Annotated in this window: 13 protein-coding genes; 2 read left to right on the plus strand and 11 right to left on the minus strand. The window is 60.6% G+C overall.

Going from position 1 to position 17,392, the window contains the following annotated elements; genetic code table 11:
* Positions 1-63: 63 nt before the first annotated feature.
* Entirely contained in the window at positions 64-1,200 is a 1,137-nt protein-coding gene (locus M5B98_RS11030) for an acyl-CoA dehydrogenase family protein (RefSeq protein ID WP_248742704.1), read from the minus strand.
* Positions 1,201-1,445: 245 nt separating this feature from the next.
* Here M5B98_RS11030 and M5B98_RS11035 point away from each other — a divergent pair, with 245 nt between their 5' ends.
* Positions 1,446-2,342: a GlxA family transcriptional regulator gene (locus M5B98_RS11035; RefSeq protein WP_170931599.1), complete on the plus strand. Its 897-nt coding sequence runs from the start codon at positions 1,446-1,448 to the stop codon at positions 2,340-2,342.
* Between the two features lie 62 nt (positions 2,343-2,404).
* On the opposite strand, the gene zapE is transcribed toward M5B98_RS11035, so the two are convergent.
* From zapE to M5B98_RS11050, 3 genes are all read right to left on the minus strand, one after another.
* Entirely contained in the window at positions 2,405-3,499 is a 1,095-nt protein-coding gene (gene zapE, locus M5B98_RS11040) for a cell division protein ZapE (RefSeq protein ID WP_248742705.1), read from the minus strand.
* A 90-nt stretch (positions 3,500-3,589) separates the two neighbouring features.
* Positions 3,590-4,945 (minus strand): tryptophan--tRNA ligase, encoded by a 1,356-nt coding sequence (locus M5B98_RS11045; protein ID WP_248742706.1) that lies wholly within the window; start codon positions 4,943-4,945, stop codon positions 3,590-3,592.
* 24 nt (positions 4,946-4,969) lie between these two features.
* On the minus strand, positions 4,970-5,599 hold the full coding sequence (locus M5B98_RS11050) for an alpha/beta hydrolase (RefSeq protein ID WP_248742763.1): 630 nt from the start codon (positions 5,597-5,599) through the stop codon (positions 4,970-4,972).
* 144 nt (positions 5,600-5,743) lie between these two features.
* Here M5B98_RS11050 and M5B98_RS11055 point away from each other — a divergent pair, with 144 nt between their 5' ends.
* Positions 5,744-6,178, plus strand: a complete 435-nt coding sequence (locus M5B98_RS11055) for a YhcB family protein (RefSeq protein ID WP_085709336.1) — start codon at positions 5,744-5,746, stop codon at positions 6,176-6,178.
* 67 nt (positions 6,179-6,245) lie between these two features.
* Here M5B98_RS11055 and M5B98_RS11060 read toward each other — a convergent pair whose 3' ends face one another.
* The 7 genes from M5B98_RS11060 to M5B98_RS11090 all read right to left on the minus strand — a co-directional run bounded on the left by M5B98_RS11060 (position 6,246) and on the right by M5B98_RS11090 (position 17,381).
* Entirely contained in the window at positions 6,246-6,983 is a 738-nt protein-coding gene (locus M5B98_RS11060) for an OmpA family protein (protein ID WP_085709335.1), read from the minus strand.
* A gap of 116 nt (positions 6,984-7,099) precedes the next feature.
* Positions 7,100-7,744 carry an MBL fold metallo-hydrolase gene (locus tag M5B98_RS11065; protein WP_248742707.1) on the minus strand — a complete coding sequence of 215 codons (645 nt, stop codon included), beginning with the start codon at positions 7,742-7,744 and terminating at the stop codon, positions 7,100-7,102.
* A 96-nt stretch (positions 7,745-7,840) separates the two neighbouring features.
* Positions 7,841-10,576, minus strand: coding sequence for a LuxR C-terminal-related transcriptional regulator (locus tag M5B98_RS11070; RefSeq protein WP_248742708.1), 2,736 nt, complete (start codon positions 10,574-10,576; stop codon positions 7,841-7,843).
* A gap of 171 nt (positions 10,577-10,747) precedes the next feature.
* Positions 10,748-12,112 carry a DUF1329 domain-containing protein gene (locus M5B98_RS11075; protein ID WP_248742709.1) on the minus strand — a complete coding sequence of 455 codons (1,365 nt, stop codon included), beginning with the start codon at positions 12,110-12,112 and terminating at the stop codon, positions 10,748-10,750.
* A gap of 28 nt (positions 12,113-12,140) precedes the next feature.
* Positions 12,141-14,030 (minus strand): DUF1302 domain-containing protein, encoded by a 1,890-nt coding sequence (locus tag M5B98_RS11080; protein ID WP_248742710.1) that lies wholly within the window; start codon positions 14,028-14,030, stop codon positions 12,141-12,143.
* A gap of 336 nt (positions 14,031-14,366) precedes the next feature.
* On the minus strand, positions 14,367-16,049 hold the full coding sequence (locus tag M5B98_RS11085) for a fatty acid--CoA ligase (RefSeq protein ID WP_248742711.1): 1,683 nt from the start codon (positions 16,047-16,049) through the stop codon (positions 14,367-14,369).
* 147 nt (positions 16,050-16,196) lie between these two features.
* Entirely contained in the window at positions 16,197-17,381 is a 1,185-nt protein-coding gene (locus M5B98_RS11090) for an MFS transporter (protein ID WP_248742712.1), read from the minus strand.
* Positions 17,382-17,392 lie beyond the last annotated feature (11 nt).

Here is a 17,392-nt window from a genome sequence, read left to right on the forward strand (position 1 = left end):
GCACGGTGATCACCTGTGGGAGCGAGCTTGCTCGCGAAGGGGCCTGTCAATTCACTGCAAAACTCAAAGCGACCGCGCAATAATCTCTTTCATGATTTCATTGGTGCCGGCATAGATCCTCTGCACCCGCGCATCCGCCCACGCCCGGGCTACCGGGTACTCCCACATGAAGCCGTAGCCGCCATGCAACTGCACGCACTCGTCGAGCACCTTGCATTGCAGGTCGGTGCCCCAGTATTTGGCCATTGCCGCCGTCGGCACATCCAGTTTGCCCTGAAGATGCAGTTCCAGACAGCGGTCGACGAATACCCGGCCGATCTGAATCTCGGTGGCCATCTCTGCCAGCTTGAAGCGCGTGTTCTGAAAGTCGGCGATTGCCTTGCCGAACGCCTTGCGGTCACGGGTGTAGTCCAGCGTCCATTGCAACGCTGCCTCGGCCGAAGCCAGCCCGCCTATCGCCACGGTCAGGCGCTCCTGCGGCAGTTCCTGCATCAGGTACTTGAAACCTGCTCCGGCCTGGCCCAACAGATTTTCCTTCGGCACTCGCACGTCCTGGAAGAACAGCTCCGACGTGTCCTGGGCCTTCATTCCGACCTTCTCCAGGCGCTTGCCCTTGTCGAAACCCGGCGTGTTCGCTTCCACCAGAAACAGGCTGGTGCCCTTCGCACCCGCCTTGGGATCGGTCTTGGCCACGACGATCACCAGATCAGCCAGAAAACCGTTGGTGATGAAGGTCTTCGAGCCGTTGATCACATACTCGTCACCGTCCAGCACCGCTGTGGTTTTGACCCCTTGAAGGTCGGAACCGGCGCCAGGTTCAGTCATGGCGATGGCGCTGACCATCTCCCCGGACACCAGTTTCGGCAGGTATTTCTGCTTCAGCGCCTCGCTGCCGTAATGGAGGATGTACGGCGCAACAATGTCCGAATGCAGCGAGAAACCGATGCCGGTCAGGCCCAATCGCCCCACTTCTTCGATGACCACCGCGCTGTACAGAAAGTCCGCTCCCAAACCACCGTATTCCTCAGGCAGATGCGAGCAGAGCATCCCCGCCTCCCCTGCCTTGTTCCAGAGTTTGCGGTCAATGTAGCCTTGTTTTTCCCATTGCCCGTGGAACGGCACCGCCTCTTTCTCAAGGAAAGTCCGCACGCTGTCGCGGAACAATTCGTGCTCGGAGCTGAACAGGGTTCTGGGAATCATGCGTCACCTTTCGTTCTTGTTGGAGGGATCAGACCTTCAGAGACTAAGCCGCACACCCGTTACAGGACACTGGACACATCCGACAAAAAATAAGACGATCCAGCCGTCTGGTGACCACTTTCCCTTATAAAAACAAAAGTTGAATTATGTCCAAGCAAGTCTCCACGCCCTTGCGGCGCGTCAGTATCCTGGCGATCGACCGGGTTTTCGCTTCCACCCTCATGCAAGCCAAGGATTTCTTCCATCTGGCCAGCCTGCGTTACGGCAAACAACTGGGCCACGGCCTGACTCCGGCATTCGAAACCCGCCTGGTCAGCCCCGACGGCAAACCGGTTAACAGCTTCAGTGACGTGGTCATGCCGGTGGACGGCGGTCTGGAAAACGCCGACGTCATCATCCTCCCGGCCTTCTGGGATGACTTCGACACGCTGTGCCAACGTTATCCACAGGTGCTGCCGTGGCTGCGTGAACAGCACGCCCGTGGCGCCGTGCTCTGCGGCGAGGCCACCGGGGTGTTCTGGCTGGCCGAGGCCGGCCTGCTCAACGGCAAGGAAGCGACCACTTACTGGCGCTTCTTCAACGCCTTCGCCGAACGCTTCCCCAAGGTCTATCTCAATCAGGACAAACACCTGACCGACGCCGACAACCTGTACTGCGCCGGCGGTACCACCTCGGCCTGCGACCTCTACATCTATCTGATCGAGCGTTTCTGCGGTGCCAATGTGGCGCAAGCCGTGGCCCGCGACATTCTTTATGAAGTGCAGCGCAGCTACTCACCGGGCCGCATCGGTTTCGGCGGCCAGAAGCTGCACCAGGACGTGATCATCCTGCAGATCCAGCACTGGCTCGAAGAGCATTTCGCCGACAAGTTCCGCTTCGAAGACGTGGCCCGCGAGCACGGCATGAGCATCCGCAACTTCATGCGCCGCTTCCAGACCGCCACCGGTGACAAGCCGCTGCACTACCTGCAACGACTACGCATCGAGACCGCCAAGGGCCTGCTCTCCGGCAGTCGCAAGAGCATCAAGACCATCAGCTACGAAGTCGGCTACGACGACGCGAGCTTCTTCGCACGCCTGTTCCGCCAGCACACCGAACTGTCGCCGAACCAGTACCGACAGCAGTTCCAGCAAGCTGCCTGACGATTCGACCAGACACAAAAAAGGGCCTGCACCTGCAGGCCCTTTTTGTTTGCCGAATCCGTTTAAGGCTTGTGTGCCCGGGACAGGAATTCGTGGGATTGCATCTCCAGCAGACGGCTGAGGGTCCGCTGGAATTCGAACGTCAGGCGCCCGCCGGTGTACAGGTCTTTCAACTCGACTTCGGCAGAAATGATCAGCTTGACGTTACGGTCGTAGAATTCGTCGACCATGTTGATGAAGCGGCGGGCGATGTCGTCGGTGGTGACGCTCATCTGCTCCACGCCACTGAGCAGCACGGCGTGGAAAATCTTGCCCAGTTCGATGTAGTCGTTCTGGCTACGCGGGCCGTCGCACAGTTCGCGGAAGTCGAACCACGCCACATCATCGCAAGTACGCAGGGCGCGGATTTCGCGGTTCTCGATGATCAGCACATCGTTTTCCACGGCCGCCGTGCATTCAGGCGTCAGCGCGCTGAAGCTCTTGCGCAGGCTTTCGTGAGCGGCTTCGTCGAGCGGGAAGTGGAACAGTTCCGCCTGCTCGAGGTGACGCAGACGGTAGTCGACACCGCTGTCGACGTTGACGATTTCGGTGTTCTGCTTGATCAGCGCGATGGCCGGCAGGAAGCGCGCGCGTTGCAGGCCGTCCTTGTACAGACCGTCCGGCACGATGTTCGAGGTGGCGACCAGAGTCACGCCGTTCTTGAACAGTTCTTCCATCAGCGTGCCAAGGATCATGGCGTCGGTGATGTCGGATACGAAGAATTCATCGAAGCAGATGACCCGCGATTCAGTCGCGAAACGCTTGGCGATGATGGTCAGCGGGTTTTTCTCGCCGCCGAGGGTTTTCATCTCTTCGTGCACGCGCTTCATGAAGCGGTGGAAGTGGGTGCGGGTCTTTTCCTTGAATGGCAGCGCTTCGAAGAAGGTGTCCACCAGGTAAGTCTTGCCGCGACCCACGCCGCCCCAGAAGTACAGGCCCTTGACCGGCGTCTGATCCTTTTTGCCAAACAGCTTGCCCAGCAAACCCGGCTTGTTCTGCTCGGCCGCGATCAGATCGTCGTACAGGCGTTGCAAGTGACGCACGGCAGTTTCCTGCGCCGCATCATGGAAGAAGTCCGGGCGTTTCAGATCAGCTTGATATCGTTCTAGGGGCGTCATAATTCGTTAGCAAGGCAACAAAAACGGGCCGTCACTGTAGCGATGGCCCGTGGGAATGGCAATCGGCCCTTGGTCGGGCCGGCCCGTTGATTATTCCTGAACCGGTGTCAGAGCGATCCGCAAGGCCTCAATGGCCGCGTCCCGCGCAGCAGCGTCGGCGAACGCCGGGCTGTCACCGACACACTCGCCTTCCAGCCAGACGCTGAAGCTCAGGTCTTCGCTGCGTACATCCAGCGCCTGACCCGATTGCAGTTGCTTGGTCACCTGGCCGGCGGTCTTGCCGTCGGCGAAGTTGCGCGACAGCAGCAATTGCTCGCCGTCAGCCGCCAGCAGACGGAAACGGAAGCTGCCGTCGTCTTCGCGGAAGCTGACGAAGCGCGCAGCTTTCGCGGCCTTCTTCTTGGTGGTCGCGGCAACCTGGACTTGATTGACGAAGGAGCGCAGGCCGACCGCTTCACGCAGTTCGTTGAGGAACGGCGTCGCCACCGCACGGGCCTTCTTGGCGCCGTGTTGCAGGATGTCTTCCAGATCTGCAGGACGATCGATCAACTGGTGGTAACGCTCGCGGGACTCGCCCAGCTCGTTGTCGAGCAACTGGAACAGACGGTTCTTCGCTTCACCCCAACCCAGACCACCCAGCAGCTCGCTGCGGAACTCGTCAGCCTGCGCCGGCGTGGCGAAAGCCTGGAACAGGGTGAACAGGTGCGAGTTGTCCGGATCTTTCGCTTCGCCCGGCGCGCGGGAGTCGGTAACGATCCGCGAGATCGCATCCTTCATTTCCTTGGCGCTGGAGAACAGCGGGATGGTGTTGTCGTAGCTCTTGGACATCTTGCGACCGTCCAGGCCCGGCAGCGTAGCGACGCTTTCCTCGATCAGCGCTTCGGGCATGGTGAAGAACTCTTTGCCCTGGCCGAACAGGTGGTTGAAGCGCTGACCGATGTCACGGGCCATTTCCACGTGCTGGATCTGGTCGCGACCGACCGGCACCTTGTGCGCGTTGAACATCAGGATGTCCGCCGCCATCAGCACCGGATAGCTGTACAGGCCCATGGTGATGCCGGCATCCGGGTCTTCGCCGGTCTCGACGTTCTTGTCCACCGAAGCCTTGTAGGCGTGGGCGCGGTTGAGCAGGCCCTTGGCGGCGACACAGGTCAGCAGCCAGGTCAGCTCGGGGATTTCCGGAATGTCGGACTGGCGGTAGAAGGTCACGCGGTCCACATCCAGACCACCGGCCAGCCAGGTCGCGGCGATTTCCAGACGCGAGCGCTGGATGCGCAACGGGTCATCGCACTTGATCAGGGCGTGGTAGTCGGCCAGGAAGTAGAACGAATCGGCGTTCGTGTCACGGCTGGCGACGATCGCCGGGCGAATGGCGCCGGCGTAGTTGCCCAGGTGCGGGGTGCCGGTGGTGGTGATGCCGGTGAGGATGCGGGTACGGTTCGTCATGGGTAATCGCTTGTCAGACTGCAATCAATTCGAGAGACGCGGCAGGATCAGATCCTTGAGATCGGTCAGCTTGCCATGAAAAAAGTGTCCGCATTCTGCCACTTTCAGCAGCTCATGGGGGCGCTGGAGTTTGTCGGACCATTCATAGACCAGTTGCGGATCGATCACTTCGTCGGTTTCCGGCTGGATCACCGTGAGTTCGCCCTGCTGCGGCAACTGATCCTGATCGCCCAGGCGCATGACCGCAGGCGCGACCATGAACAGATGCTTGAGCGCCACGCCTTGGGCTTCAAGACGACCGCCGAGACTTGCTGCAACAAATCCACCGAAGGAGAAACCGAACAGGGTCAGCGGCAGATCCGGGTGTTTTTCCCGAAGCCACGCGGCGGCGGCCTGAGCGTCATCGACTTCACCGCTGCCCATGTCATGGGAACCTTCGCTGGCACCGACGCCGCGGTAGTTGAAACGCAGGGTAATCAGGCCCGCGTCGCGCGCGGTGCGCTGCAGGGTCGAGACGACCTTGTTGAGCATGGTGCCGCCCTGCACCGGGTTGGGGTGGCAGATCAGCGCGATGCCGCGTGGCTGCTCGTTGTCCAGGTACAGGGATTCAAGTTGACCCACCGGGCCATCAATCACTACAGGGGTTTCACGCATCAGCAAGGAAGGAACTCCGTGACCTCGAATCGGGTCGACTCGTCTAGCAAATTGTCTGTGCCAATCTATTGCGAGTGAATCGCGGTATACAGCGCAGGTTCGAGCCGTTAACGTAAAGCAAAGCCGTTTATAGAGGAAGGACTCGTGGAACACTCGCTCTTAGTTTGGTTGTTACCGACTCTTGCCCTGGTTGTGGGTGTCGCCATTGGTTTCCTGATCGCACGCGTTGCGCCGAACGCCGCGCCCAGCCGCACACAGCGTCAACTGGACGACATTCAGGAACGTTTCGACAGTTATCAGAATGAAGTGGTGACCCACTTCAACAGCACCGCCAATCTGGTCAAGAAACTGACCCAGAGCTACCAGGAAGTACAGGACCATCTCGCCGAGGGCGCCAACCGTCTGGCCCTGGACGAACAGACCCGTCAGCGTCTGCTGGCCTCCCTGCACTCCGAAGCAGTACAGGCTCCACGGGAGCGCCTGACGCCACCGCACAGCCAGGAGCCACCGCGCGATTACGCGCCGAAGACTCCGAACTCGCCTGGCATGCTGGATGAGCATTACGGTCTGAAGAAGTAATCAGTCTTCGCACCAACAAAAAGCCCCCGGACAATCACTTGTCCGGGGGCTTTTTTGTACCTGGCGGTTACGGATACTGCTGAACCGTACCCGGCTGCTGTTGCTGCTGACCACCGTACTGCTGGCCCGGGATCGCCTTCAGGTTGACTTCAACGCGGCGGTTCTGCGCACGGCCATTGACGTCACCGTTGCTGGCAACAGGATTATCCGGGCCGGCACCACGGGCCGACAGGTTGGCACCGCTGACGCCTTGCGAAGTCAGGTAGGTCGCCACGCTCTGCGCACGACGCTGGGACAGGTCCATGTTGTGCTGACGGCTGCCGGTGCTGTCGGTATAGCCGACGATTTCAATCTGGTTCTGGTTGAACTCCCTGAGCGAGCCCGCCAGGTTGTTCAGCGGTTGATAGAAACTTGGCGCGATGTTCGCCGAATCGGTGGCAAAGGTGATGTTGCCCGGCATGATCAGCTTGATCTGGTCACCCTGACGCTGCACCTCGACACCGGTGTTGGCCATGCTGGCGCGCAGTTTCTTCTCTTGCTGGTCGGCGTAATAGCCGTAACCGGCAGCGGAAGCACCGACGACGGCAGCGCCGATCAAGGCGCCCTTGCCACGGTTGTTGTGGTCGATGGCAGCACCGGCCAGCGCACCGGCCAGTGCACCGAGGCCGCCGTACTTGGCGGTTTTGCTCATGCCCTGGGAGCCACCGTCGGCCTGACCCTGATTGTCATACGGGTTGGGCGAGGCGCAGCCGGACAGTACGGCTACGGCAGTAGCGACAATAATCAAACGACGCGTGGTGAACATGGAGAGCTCCTACTTTTTTGCATTCTGTGGTGCAACGGCCGTTTGGCAATGGACCTTTGCGGGCGTTGGATCATGACAATGCACAAAAATTCCGCCGGGCACTCGTGACAAAATGTTTAGGCGCGCACGAACGGATTTTCCCGCATTTCATCGCCCAGACGCGTATCCGGGCCATGTCCGGCCACAACGGTCGCGTCTTCGTCCAGTGTGTACAGCCGCTGCTTGATCGATCGCACGATGGTCGCCTGATCGCCGCCCCACAAATCCGTGCGCCCTACTCCGCGCCGGAACAACGTGTCACCGGCAATCAACAGCTTAGCCTCGGAAAACCAAAAGCTCATGGAACCGGGCGTATGCCCCGGCGTATGCAGCGCCACGCCGCAGCCACAGGCGAGTTCTTCGTCGTCGCTCAGCCAGCGATCCGGTGATGGCACCGGGGTGTAAGGCACGCCGAACATCTGGCATTGCATCTCGAGGTTGTCCCACAGGAACTGGTCCTCCTTGTGCAAATGCAGGGTCGCGCCGGTTTTCTCTTTCATCTGACCGGAGGCGAGGAAGTGATCGAGGTGCGCGTGGGTGTGGATGATGCTGACCACTTTCAGGTCCAGGGCGTCGAGTCGGGCCATGATCAGCTCGGGATTGCCACCCGGGTCGACGACGATGGCTTTTTTCGTGATCGGGTCGCCGATGATGGTGCAGTTACACTGGAGCGGGCCGACGGGAAAGGTTTCGCGGATAAGAGAGGAAACTGGGTTATTCATGAGAAAGGCTGTCGAGTCGATTTCCAACAGGATATCAGCGGCCTCGTTGATGTCACCTGCCGCGACCAGGAACAGGCCCGGCAGATCGGGCGACGATCAGGCCAATACCCCCAACTCTTTCGCCCGCGCCACTGCTTGCGTGCGACGCTCCACCCCTAACTTGCTGTTGATATGGCTGGCGTGGGTTTTTACGGTGTGCAGGGAAATGAACAACTGCTCGCTGATTTCCTGATTGGAACAGCCTTGAGCAATCAGTCGCAGGACTGCCAGCTCCCGGCTGCTCAGCTGTTCAGCCGTCGAGGGATCGTTAACCGGACGCGACACTGAAGGCGGGAAATGGGCCAGCAATTGCTGACCTGCAAGGCTCGGGGCAGCCAGCATCAGTTGCCCGCGCAACCAGTCAGCGTGTTCGTTGACCAACACATCAAACGGCTGCAGCACCCCGCCACTGGCAGCGTCCGTTGCCTGGACCAAGGTTTTTCGGGCCTCAGGCTCACGATTGTTTGCCAGCAGTAACGCCACCTTTTGCGTCAATGCCATCACGCACAGTAACTGTCGCCCGGTTTGCTGGCCGTTTTCCAGCAACACGTTCAATCGCCCTTCGGCGAGCATGGGCTGTCCCTTGATGACGTCCAGCAACGCTTGCTGCAGTTCGACATGCAGCGGCAACTGCGGATGAAACTCCGGTGGTGCCGCGGCGCGCTCGCCGGTGTAAGTCTGGCCCAGTCGCGCCAGCCAGGCCTCGGCCAGGTCAATCCGCCCCTGTGCCAGCCACAGCTCGCATTTGACCAGGGTGATCATCGCCAGGTAGTAGATCGGTGGAACGTCCCAGATGTGCATCAGTCGCTCGGCTTCGGCCAGTTCGGCGAAAGCCCGGGCATAATCGCCGAGGCTGCCGTCGAGCCGGGCAATCACACAGTGGCCGATCAACACGCTGATATCACGGCAGGCTCGCGCTTCACTCAGGCCGGCCTGCAATCGCGCTCGCGCCGCTTCGGGCTGCAAGCGCATGGCCAACAGAAAACCCTCATACAGCGTCAATCGCGCACGCACGGCATACAGACGTTGCGTTGACAAGCCGCGCAGACGTTCGAGCCCCTGATTTACTTCATCGAGCGAGCGTACGATCTCTCCCCGTGCCTGCAAAACCCGGGCGCGGTCATAATGAGCCAGTGCCTCGAACAGCGGATTGCCGACCCGTTGCGCCAGCTCCAGGGATTCTCGGTTCAAGCCTCGTGCGCGCCACAGATCACCATCGGCAATCGCCAGGTTGGACAAGGTCGACAAACACATCAGGCGCTGGCCATATCGCTTGGCCGGCAGGCTCTCCAGCGCTTCGCTGCAATATTCGATGGTCTGCTCGCGATGGCCCCGGCCTCGGGCGATGATGCCCTTGAGCGCCAGCCACTGGGCGAGCATGGATTTCTGTGCGGTGGCCGATGGCGCCGGCAGAAACCGGCTCAGGTGACTGGCAAGCTCCTCGGCCGCATCGAGCTGACAGGCAAGCCCCAGCGCCCAGCTGTACAACACGATCAGGCGTGGTGTGCTGATCAGCAGACTGTCCGGCAAGTCCATCTTCCAGCGCAGCAACATGCCGACGTTCTGCTCGGCGAGCAACTGTTCCTCGGACAGGTTCTGGACAAGATTCGCCGCCACATCCAGATGCCCTGCGCGCAGCGCCTGTTCCACGGCTTCATCCAGCAAGCCTTGAGCATTGAACCAGCGACAGGCGCGCAGGTGCAGCGTAGCAACAGGCACCACCGCCCGAGCGATTGGCCGACTGCGCAACAGATCGGAAAACAGATGGTGATAGCGATACCAGTGCCCGTGTTCGTCCAGCGGCACCAGAAACACCTGATGCGCCAACAGGAAGCGCAGAATCTCGGCACTGTCGTGGGATTCGCGCACCGCATCGCACAGCTCGCTGCAAAAACGTTCCTGCGGCGCGGTGTCGTAGAGAAACGCCTGCACCTCGGCCGGCAGGCAGTCGATGACTTCTTCCAGCAGGTAATCACGGATCAGCCCTTCCCCGCTGTTCAAGGCCTGCGGCAACGCTGCGTCACTCCCGGCCTCGGACACCGCCAGCAACCAGAAGCGCAGCCCGGCCACCCAGCCTTCGCTGCGCTGGATCAGGTTTTCCAGGGCCTCGCCGCGCAGCGAGCTACTGTGACGGTCGAGCAACGCCAGCGCTTCGTCGTGGGTCAGGCGCAGATCCTGTTCATGCAGTTCCAGCAACTGTCGCGACAGCCGCAGTCGGGCGAGATGCCAGTCCGGCCGCTGGCGGCTGGTGACCATGACCAACAGGCCATCGGGCAAATGATTGAGGAAAAATTGCAGGCAGCGGTCGAGTACCGGCCCTTGGGCGAGGTGGTAGTCGTCCAGTATCAATAACAGCGGCGAGGTCGGTTGCAGGTGCAGTGCCAGCTCATCGAGCAGGCCGTCGAGCCATTCCTCGAAGGCGAACGGCTGATGACGCTGGCGCATTTTCAACAGGCCGAGTGCGCGGCTGCCGAGTTCCGGGAAGTAGTCCTGCAGGCCTTCGAGCAGACGCTCGAGAAAGCGCCCCGGGTCGCTGTCCCGGGCGCTCAGTCCCAGCCACAGACTTTGCCAGTGCGCCGGCAGACTTTGACAGAACTCCACGGCCAGCGAACTTTTGCCGAACCCGGCCGGGGCGCAGACCAGCAACAGACGTCCACCGAGCCCGGCTTGCAGTCGCTCGCAAAGTCGTGGCCGCAATACGTATCCATCAGGCAGCGGGGGACGAAAGAAACGTCCGTCCAGTGCCGCGACGGCAACGCTTGCGGGACCCGGAAGTGGGGACAGATCAGTCATGGCCGGCTCTTGTTTGAATGGCTGTTGGCGGCGTAGCAGATGTCCGCAGACTAGCCTTAAACGGCGTACATATGAAGTTGTTGCTACAAATGGCTACAAAATCACGACGCAAAAAAAACGCCCCGAACCAGTCGGGGCGTTTTTTTCGAGGATGCGGCCTCGGGTTACAGCTTAGCGGATACCATCCTGGCCCAGGTTGCCCGGCTGGAATTCGCTTTTACTGGCAGAGAAGCCGAAGTCATAGGCTTGCTTCTCTTCGTTCTTCATACCCAGCGCCAGATAGCGACCCGACTGCAGGTCATACAGGGTTTCCAGCGCGTACCACGGCACTTGCTTGTCGTAGTAGTCCTCGGCATGGGCCTCGGCGACGCGCCACAGCTGACCGCGACCGTCGTAGTGGTCGATGACCGCTGCCTGCCAGGTATCTTCATCGATGAAGAAGTCACGTTTGGCGTAGATGTGACGCTGACCCGGTTTCAGGGTAGCCACCACGTGCCAGACGCGACGCAGCTCGTAACGGGTCAGATCCTGATTGATGTGGCCGGCCTTGATGATGTCGGCGTACTTCAGCGTCGGCGAATCGATCTTGTAGCTGTTGTTGGCAATGTACATCTCTTTCTTGCCTTCGAGCTTCCAGTCATAACGATCCGGAGCACCGTTGTACATGTCCAGGTTGTCGGAGGTACGCAGGCCGTCCGCCGCAGTACCCGGACCGTCATAGGACACTTGTGGTGCCTGACGCACACGGCGCTGACCGGTCGCATAGACCCAGGCCTTGCGCGGTTCCTTCACCTGGTCGAGGGTCTCGTGCACCAGCAGCACGGTACCTGCCAGACGAGCCGGCGCGGTCACTTTCTGCTTGAAGTAGAACAGCACGTTGCCCGGGTTGGCCGGATCGTAATCCTTCATCTTGTCGCGGAACACGAACTGGTCCTGGAAATACACCAGGCTGAACGAGCCGTTGGTCTGTGGCGTCGCCTGGGTCACCAGACGGGTCACGCTGCCACCGCGATAGCGGGTGATGTGGTTCCAGATGACTTCCAGACCGTCTTTCGGGATCGGGAACGGGATGGCGGTCTGGAAATTTTCCAGACCGTTGCCACCGGCCACCAGCGTGGTGGTCGTTGCGTTTTTCTTGATCGCGGCGAACACGTCATCCGGCACGGTGGCACCGCGATGGGACGGGTAGACCGGCATCTTGAAGGTATCCGGGTAACGCTTGAACATCGCGTACTGGCCCGGCGCAAGCTTGTCCTTGTACTGATCGACGTTCTGCGCGGTGATGGTGAACAGCGGTTTCTCACTGCCGTACGGATCGGACAGGAAGCCTTTGCTGTCGACGGTGCCGGCATTCTTCGCCAGCGGCTTCCAGGCCGGGATCGAACCGTCGGCGTTGCCCGCCATCTCGGCGCCCATCGGGGTCAGGCTCTTGCCCAGTTTGTCGGCCTCGGCGGCAGGGACCGCCGCCATCACGCTGGTCGCCAGCAGCGAGAGCCCCAGAACACCGGCGTGGAACAGATTCATTGTTATTTTCATAGGTTTGTTCGTCCTGAAAAAACTGCGCTTAGAAGTTCACGCCAACACTGAGGGCAACGAAGTCGCGATCATCCACCGTGCTGTATTCGCCACCAAAGAAGTTGGTGTAGGCCAGGCTTGCGGTGTAGGTGTTCTGGTATTCGGCATCCAGCCCGAGGCTGATGGCCTTGCGGCCTTCCTCGAAGTTGCCGCCAGGGCCCGGGGAGTAACCCTTGACGTCGTGGGACCAGGCCACGTTCGGCTTCAGGTTCACGCCGGCGAACACGTCGCTGTAATCCCAGATGGCACGAGCGCGATAACCCCAGGAAGTAGCGGTGGTGAAACCGTTGTTGTCGCAATTGCTCGAGCGGTTGCTGGTCGATGCGCCAGGGCCGGCACCGTTGATGGTCGAGGTGTTGAGGATCTGCGAGCAGGTGTTCAGGCCGCCAGTGGACGGCAGTTCACCCGGACCGAAGACCGGATCGCGGCCGTAACGGGCCTCGGACTTGCTTTCCAGACCGCCGACGTGGGTCACGCCGACTTCACCTACCAGGGTCAGGCGGTTGGCGCCCATCACCTGATCGAAGAAGTGCGTCAGGGTGGTCTGCAGTTGGGTGATTTCCTTGCGGTTGTAACCGTGCAGGTCCTGGCCCGGAACGCCATTGAGGATCGAGGCGTTGGTCAGCGCACCGCCCAGCGGACGCACACCGGCGAACAGGATGTCGGTGGAGTTCAGCTGCACCGGCGCGTTCGGCCGGTAGCTGATCTCACCGCTCCACGCCGTGCCGGTAGGCAGGGTGGTGGAGAAGCTCAGACCGTAGAGGCGAATGTCCTCTGGATACTCGATGAAATACTCGGAGTTACCCGCCACCACCAGAGGGCCCAATGCCTGGAATGGGCCAGGCAAAGCCTTGACGCCGTTATAGATCGACTGTGGCGCGCCGGTCGCGCTGAAGATCGGCGCACGGCTGTGGTAGTTCATGAAGTAGGCACCGAACTCGGTGGCCAGCGGATCGAACATGTACTTGGCGGACACGCCCCACTGCCCGCTGTCCCGCGCATTGCGGTTCGGGGAGCGACGCACCAGCACGCCCTCTTCGTTGACGTCGACATTGGCGGCCGCCAGCGGGCCGAGGGCAACGCCTGGAATGGTCGAGCGCTTGTTCAGCACGCGCAGGTTGTCGTCGCAACCGGTGGTCACGATGTCAGGCTGGGAGAAGAAGGTGCCGCAGTTGTCGGTCACGGTCTTCTGCCAGTCGATCTGGTAGAAACCTTCGGCCGACAGGTTTTCGGTGATGCTCTGGGACAGGTAGAACATGTTGACCGGGATCAGGCCTTCCTTGATCTCGGCGCCCGGACGGCGGAAGGCGGAAACGTCGATCGGGTTGATCGAGTTGATGCCGCCACCGATGAAGGTACTTTCACCCCAGTTCACCACCTGCTTGCCCAGACGCACCGAACCCGGCTCATCGGCAATGGCGTAGTTGTGGTAGATGAACGCATCGAGAATCTGGCCGCCCGAAGAGCGGGCTGCCACGTCGCGGTTGTGGTTGCTGACGTCCTTGTATTCCAGGTCCTGGTTCTGCAGCGCGAAGTCGTACCAGTACTTGCCCCGGACGAAGACACCGGTGTCGCCGTATTTCAGTTCGAGGTCGTGGATGCCCTTGAAGATCTTCGAGAAGGCCTGCCCGCTCTTGAAGTTCAAGTGACCGTCGTCGGAGGTCTGGGACAGGCCCCGGCCGCCGTTGTTGACACCAATAAGATCCTTGTTCGGCTGCTGGGTCGACACGCTCATGCCCAGGGAGAGCGAGGAGTCGAACTGGCCTTCGATTTCACCGACGTTGAAGCTGACGCCGAATGCGGGCCCGGCGAGCGTGGAGGCAAGACTGACCGCCAGAGGCAGTTTCGCCCGGCGCCAGAACTGGTTTACTGAGGTCATCGACGCTACTCCATGTGCATTATTGTTATGGCAGTGAGTACTTTTAAAAACGCCTGAAGGACCGGGCGCCAGGAGCCTCCCGAAATCGCTTCAAAGTTGCATCGCCCCGTTTGTGCGTGTGCCCCGTTTCTAAAAATCCTTGAGCGGACTATAGCCAGCAGGTGGTACTGCTTGATCCCTCTAAAGTGTGATTTGCAGCTGCCGGCCACTCTGGAACAGTCCTTTCGCCAGTCCGACACATGTCGGCCCGGCAAGGATGGCTGATTTTTCCGATTTCACAAGCCAAGCGCTTGCTTGGTGGGGCTGGCGCGCCGTTTTCGGCGCGCCAGGGGACACTCAAAGTGTCGATAGGAAGGTGCTGTTGTTGGCCTGCCATTCGGTGATGTCGAGGCGGATGCGCTTCTTGTCGAGCTTGCCGACACTGGTCTTGGGAATTTCAGTAACAAGGGCGATCTGGCTAGGGATTGCCCACTTGCTCAGGTGCCCCAGTTCCACGAACGGCTTGAGGTGCTCCTTGAGCTCACGAGCCCCGATGGCATGCCCTTCGCGGATCACCAGCAAGGCAAACGGGCGCTCGCCCCACTGCGGATCGGCGATGCCCACCACTGCTACTTCACGTACCGCGACGTGACGGCTGATCAGGTCTTCGAGGTCCAGCGAGGAAATCCATTCGCCACCGGTCTTGATCACGTCCTTGATGCGGTCGCGGATGTCGATCACGCCCATGCTGTCGAGCGTTGCCACGTCCCCGGTGTGCAGCCAGCCACCGGCCCACAGCTCGGCGCCCTTCTGCGGTTCGTTGAAATAGCCCTCGGTCAGCCACGGTGCACGCAACACCAGTTCGCCCTGGGTTTCGCCATCGGCCGGAAGGAAATTGCCTTCGGTGTCGACGATGGCCGCTTCGACCAATGGCCCCGGCACGCCGGCCTTGATCCGGTAAGTGGTGCGTTCGTCTTCGGTGCCCGCCATCAGCTCGTCGTTCAGATGTGCGCAGGAAACCAACGGCCCGGTTTCCGACATGCCATAGGCCGCCGTCAGTTGAATGCCCTTGCTCTTGGCCGTTTCATACAGCGTGCGGTTGAGCGCACTGCCGCCGATGACGATTTTCCAGCCGCCGAAATCGGTGCCCTGCGCGCCCTTGGCGTTGAGCACCATCTGCAGGATGGTCGGCACGCAGTGAGAGAACGTGACCTTCTCCTTGCGCCACAGCTCGACGAGGAACTCCGGGTCGTAACGCCCCGGATAAACCTGCTTGAGCCCGAGCATGGTCGCGACATACGGCAGGCCCCAGGCATGCACGTGGAACATCGGGGTGATCGGCATGTACACGTCGTTGGTGCCCAACAGCCGCACGCTGTCGATGGCGCCCATGATGGTCGACACGCCCATGGTGTGCAGCACCAGTTGCCGATGGGTGAAATACACACCTTTCGGATTGCCGGTGGTGCCCGTGGTGTAGAACGTGGTGGCTACCGAGTTTTCGTCGAAGTCCTGGAAGTCGTACTGAGGGTTTGCGGCCGCCAGCAGTTGTTCGTACTCGCCGACCAGATTCGGCAGATCCGCGGTTTTTTCCGGCAGATCGGTCAGCAGAAGGGTTTTCTCCACCGTGGTCAGGTGCGGCGCGATGGCCTGGTACAGCCCGACGAACTCGCTGTTGACCAACACGAAGCGGTCCTCGGCGTGGTTCATGGTGTATAGGATCTGTTCCGGCGACAGACGCACGTTGATGGTGTGAATCACCGCGCCGATCATCGGAATGGCGAACATGCATTCGAGGTAGCGATGGCTGTCCCAGTCCATCACCGCCACGGTATCGCCGGCCTTTACGCCGGCCGCCGTCAGCACGTTTGCCAGCCGCGCGACCCGTTCGATCAGGGTCGGATAGCTGTAGCGCAACTGGTCACGGTAGATGATCTCGCGGGTTTTCTCGTAACGGGCGCCCGACATCAGCAGCCGTTTAATCAGCAATGGATACTGGTAGGCCCCTTCGGCGGGCGGAATAACGCGAGTCTGCAACATAAGAATCCCTTTTCTGACTGCACGGTGTTGGCGTTGGAGTTTTCTACTCTAGAACCCTTATACGCCAGCCAAATCAGCCAAAGGAATGATTTGCAGAGCCGTACAAATGCTAGCTTTGCGCCAGCATTTGTCGGATTTCGTCACCGGTCAGGCCGTTTGCCCTACAGCCGCTTCGGAAGGCGTGCGTGGGAAAACCACTGCCGCCAGGAACGTCAAAGCGCCAAACCCGGCCAGAATCAGGTACAGGCCCACAAAACCATCGCGCGGTTCGACATAGGAAATCAGCGGAATCGCCGTCGCACTGGCACCGAACGATAAACAGTAACGCAGGGCAAACACCCGGGACTGCCATTGCGGTGCAACGAAGTTGGCGACCATCGAATCGTTCACCGTCACCTGGCCGAACACCACGAACATGAACGCCGCTCCGAGCGCGATCACCGCCCAGCCATCGACGTAAGCCATGGCATAAAGCAGTGGCGCCTGAAACAGCGTCAGCACCACAAATGGCCATTTCAGACTGACCCGGTGCAGCAATTGCCCGATGCTCAACTGCGCCACTGCACCGAACGCATATGCCAGGCTCACCACCACGCCGAGGGTCTGCGGCGAGGCGAACAGGTCATGCAAGCGCTCCTGGAACAGCTTTGGATAAGTCATGGTGGTGGCGTTGAACACCACGCCGCCGGTGGCCGTGGCCAAGGCCAGCACGCCGAATACCATGACCATCGAAATGCGCTGGCCGCCGGCGCCCTTGAGCGCGGTGTGCGGGCGTTTGGGAATTGGCTCCTCGCGCACCTGCAAGGCAAAACCGATCCCCAGCACGATGGCCACGGCACCCGGTATCAGGAATGCCGAACGCCAGCCGAACTGCGCCACCAGCAAACCGGTGATCAGCGCCGAGAACGCCACGCCGAGATTGCCCCACATGCCGTTGATGCCGATTTCGCGGCCACGATTTTGCGCATAGGCCACCAGCATCGCCGTGCCGACCGGGTGATAGATCGCGGCAAAAATGCCGATCAGGGTCAGGCCGATGACCAGCATCGTCGGGCTGTTACTGAGGCCGGTAACGATTGCCGAAGCACCGATACCGAAGAAAAACACCAGCATCATCCGCCGCCGGCTCCAGTGATCGCCCAACCAGCCGGCCGGTAGCGAACAGGCACCGAACGCGATGAAACCGCCCAGCGACAGGCCGATCAGCGCGGCATAGTCGAGGGCGAAGGCCTGGGTCATGCCGAGCACGGCGGCGGGAAAAATCAGCATGAACATGTGATCGATCACATGGGCTGCGTTGATGTAGCGGATGACATTTCTGGATTGATTCATCGCGGCACGCT

This window comes from Pseudomonas sp. MWU12-3088 (assembly GCF_023242405.1).
Classification (GTDB): Bacteria; Pseudomonadota; Gammaproteobacteria; order Pseudomonadales; family Pseudomonadaceae; genus Aquipseudomonas; species Aquipseudomonas kribbensis.

Excerpts from the sequence above, each read along its gene's own strand:
- M5B98_RS11090 (WP_248742712.1), bottom strand. The coding sequence starts at position 17,381 with ATGAATCAATCCAGAAATGTCATCCGCTACATCAACGCAGCCCATGTG.
- M5B98_RS11065 (WP_248742707.1), bottom strand. The coding sequence starts at position 7,744 with ATGAATAACCCAGTTTCCTCTCTTATCCGCGAAACCTTTCCCGTCGGC.
- zapE (WP_248742705.1), bottom strand. The coding sequence starts at position 3,499 with ATGACGCCCCTAGAACGATATCAAGCTGATCTGAAACGCCCGGACTTC.
- M5B98_RS11050 (WP_248742763.1), bottom strand. The coding sequence starts at position 5,599 with ATGCGTGAAACCCCTGTAGTGATTGATGGCCCGGTGGGTCAACTTGAA.
- M5B98_RS11045 (WP_248742706.1), bottom strand. The coding sequence starts at position 4,945 with ATGACGAACCGTACCCGCATCCTCACCGGCATCACCACCACCGGCACC.
- M5B98_RS11060 (WP_085709335.1), bottom strand. The coding sequence starts at position 6,983 with ATGTTCACCACGCGTCGTTTGATTATTGTCGCTACTGCCGTAGCCGTA.
- M5B98_RS11080 (WP_248742710.1), bottom strand. The coding sequence starts at position 14,030 with ATGACCTCAGTAAACCAGTTCTGGCGCCGGGCGAAACTGCCTCTGGCG.
- M5B98_RS11085 (WP_248742711.1), bottom strand. The coding sequence starts at position 16,049 with ATGTTGCAGACTCGCGTTATTCCGCCCGCCGAAGGGGCCTACCAGTAT.
- M5B98_RS11070 (WP_248742708.1), bottom strand. The coding sequence starts at position 10,576 with ATGACTGATCTGTCCCCACTTCCGGGTCCCGCAAGCGTTGCCGTCGCG.
- M5B98_RS11030 (WP_248742704.1), bottom strand. The coding sequence starts at position 1,200 with ATGATTCCCAGAACCCTGTTCAGCTCCGAGCACGAATTGTTCCGCGAC.
- M5B98_RS11075 (WP_248742709.1), bottom strand. The coding sequence starts at position 12,112 with ATGAAAATAACAATGAATCTGTTCCACGCCGGTGTTCTGGGGCTCTCG.